A 3,157-nucleotide genomic window follows, 5' to 3' on the forward strand; every position below is an offset into this window, starting at 1 on the left:
AGTTGCAGAAGTTGCAGAAGTTGCAGAAGTTGCAGAAGTTGCAGAAGTTGCAGAAGTTGCAGAAGTTGCAGAAGTTGCAGAAGTTGCAGAAGTTGCACGAGACCAGCTTATCGTCCCTCTTGCAACAATATTCGATGAAAAAACTGCTATTGGGCAGGCACAGGAAAATGTGGTTAGCAATGCTTTTGTTTTCACGGGTATTGAGCTTTTAAGCATTGCTACAAATGATACATCGGCTAAACAGCCCCAAGAGTCAGAATCATTCTTCCCCGAAGTCAGCCCAGATTCTGGTCTAGTTTTATCTAAGGCTGAAGCAGTACTTCATTTCAATACCGAAATACACCCCACATTCGACAGCAACCCAAATGCAACTCAAATTGAAGAAGCTAAACTCAGCTCTTGTAAACAAAACACTGTAGAAGAAGTGATCTCTATTAATGCTATTGAGGCAAGCATCAAACAAGATAAGGAACTTGAAAATCAGGTCGATATTGTAAAAACAGATTTAGATCTTCAATCTGAAGTATCAGCAGAAAATCATTTGATTCTCAGAAATCTGCCTCTTTTAAGTGATGGGCTATCTCCACCTCAGGATGAATTTATCATTGAGGCCGTTACACCTATTCGATTTGAACTCAAGCCAAGTGCATCTATTTCAACGCTTGCCATTCAGGACTTTATCCAAAAGCGATCGATCTTAGCTGAACCACAAGACACAGACATTTCATTTGTATCTCATCAGCAAAATCCACTTGAAAGCGAGGTGACAGCACCATGCCCTGTTTTGCAGGATAGCCCTACAGAAAATTCAGAAACATGGGCCACTGCTGCGCAACCCATACTGCCCACACAGATCAATCTGGGGCAATATCAAGCGAAATTGCGCGCGCTGCATCAACCAAACTTAGATCCTAGGTTTTATGGCCTCGACATTTTAGAGCGCATTGAGATCAATCAAAATATCGATTTTTTGATCCACAGCGACCAACTCGATCACTGCTTGGACTATCCCATCTATTTGGCAGAACAGACTAATCAGCACGGAAGGTTTCTTAGATATCTGGCTCTATTCGGTGCTGATAGTCCCACGGAAGCCATTCGCCTAAGTCAACAATTTGCCCAGAGTTGTCAGCATCAACTCGCAGCCATTCGCGAAATTGAATGGGATCAGCTACAGGGTCACATGCATGATGTGTTTTCGATTTTTCAGCTGTATACCCAACAGGCCAAACTGGTCTGGCATATTGAGGACTATCACCCCTTTATTCTGGCCGATCTACTCAATAGCCGTAAATTCATCCAGTTTGAAGAAAGCTCCGCAGACGTAAATACCCCCATTTTAGTGTTAAAAGAACGACAAAAAATTCGAGTAATTCATGGTCAAAAACGTGTTGAACTCTCACGTGCCGAGATCGCATATCCATGCTTGGTCTTAGACCGACAGCACGGCGTCAGTTGGCAACTGATTCAAAATACCATTTCTACTTTACCTCAACCTATCACTGTGTTTCAATTATTTGATTCTATTCAAAAACAACTTGGCAGCAAGTTGTAGAGTTTTGTATTTTCTACTTGTGTTCTTATGTGAAATTTACAACACTAAAACATCGAAGAACAATAAAGTACGAAAGCATGCTAAGAACTCAACATGTGGGATCTATCTCTTTATTTTTCTGCTTAAGTTTAGGTACATGCGTCAACGTGGCTTGGGCAGAAAGCAATACCACCAACACACAACATTTTGTGCCGCCTCACGATGTGGCTGAAATTGACAAAATCGCATCGTCCCCCAACAGTAGTGGACTTTTATATCAAATTCCACAGTGGATTGACTCACTTCCAACCGTTCTACCTGAAGAATCGGATGAGCTGATTGTGCCCACGACTGACCTCACTGAAGAACGCACGTGGGTCGACCGCCAGCAAAAAAAAGTTCGAAACTGGGCAGACCGAACAGCAGCCAAAATGGACAATTGGTTTGGTGAAACCGATCCTAAAAAACCAGCCACAGCCACATTACGTGTCTTGATCGATAACCGCTGGAATAAACATGATGAATATGATGTAAAACCGCGTATTCGGGGTCGAGTCAAACTTCCAACTTTAGAACATAAACTCAGTGTCGTATTTGGGGATGACTCATTAGATAATGAACTACAAAACAATGTTGCAATTACCAATGAAAATCCACCCAGTGCGAATAACGATAAAACATTTGACCGCCGCCAAACCCGTGATGCCAATAGCTCACTGGCTTTAAGATGGTCGCAATTATCAGATCGTCTGCCTTTTGAAACCGATTTCGACTTGGGTGTACGTTCAGGGGATGATATCTATGCGCGGATCGAGTTATCGAAAGAATGGAAACTCGACAATGATTTCCGCGCTTATGCTGAACAGATTTATCGTTATGGTATCGACAGTGAAAATTATTTACGTACCAACCTAGAGCTGACCCATGCACGACCCAATCAACCATTTTTATCCAATCAGTTCAGCCTGACCTATGCAGACGATCAAGATGATGATCTGCTCTGGGATAACTATAGTTTTAGACAACACCAATTCTTTCATGGCAATCGTTTTAACTACGGCATTTATACCGGCGGTTTCTACAACAACGACGACCTGCGTTTGAACCGTTGGGGACCTTTTGTCTCGTGGCGTCAACCGTTCTTAAGGGAGTGGTTTTATATCCAAGGTGACTTAAATTATTTTAATGATCACCGTGAAGACCGTAGTCATTACGTCAGTGCATTGGTGCGTTTTGAGGCTTTATTTTAAGGCCGTGATGAATCTTTAGGCTGAACTGTGGATAAGTTCTCACTTATCCACGGATATCCACATCAGCTTCTTTTTCGCCTATTTAATCGATGCATTCAACAGCCTTTAAGGTGCTTGATCCAACTCATTGACATAAAAAAAGCCTATCTTAGCGATAGGCTTTTTTTAAAGATATCATTGTCCCGTCCTGAAATAAGTTTACACCTTTAAGAGACTTATTTTATGGAACATGCACGAGAACAACGAGTTAAACGTACACAACGTGATTATAGCTTGGCCTTTAAAATGATGGTTGTACATGAAGTAGAAAAAGGGCAAATTACTTATAAACAAGCTCAGGCAAAATATGGTATTCAAGGAAGATCAACTGTGC

General features: G+C 41.8%; 2 protein-coding genes and 1 pseudogene. All 3 read left to right on the plus strand.

Features of this window, described 5'->3' with window-relative positions; genetic code table 11:
• Window positions 1–1,555: hypothetical protein (locus tag ACG9ZB_RS16505; protein WP_419326785.1), on the plus strand; the 1,555-nt coding region annotated here is incomplete at its 5' end.
• Between the two features lie 77 nt (window positions 1,556–1,632).
• Window positions 1,633–2,784 carry a hypothetical protein gene (locus ACG9ZB_RS16510; protein ID WP_419326786.1) on the plus strand — a complete coding sequence of 384 codons (1,152 nt, stop codon included), beginning with the start codon at window positions 1,633–1,635 and terminating at the stop codon, window positions 2,782–2,784.
• Between the two features lie 222 nt (window positions 2,785–3,006).
• Window positions 3,007–3,157: pseudogene (locus ACG9ZB_RS16515) on the plus strand (IS3 family transposase); the annotation flags it as partial.

It is taken from the genome of Acinetobacter johnsonii (assembly GCF_048551975.1).
Lineage (GTDB): Bacteria > Pseudomonadota > Gammaproteobacteria > Pseudomonadales > Moraxellaceae > Acinetobacter > Acinetobacter johnsonii_A.

Coding starts and splice junctions, on each gene's coding strand:
- ACG9ZB_RS16510 (WP_419326786.1), top strand. CDS start 1,633: ATGCTAAGAACTCAACATGTGGGATCTATCTCTTTATTTTTCTGCTTA.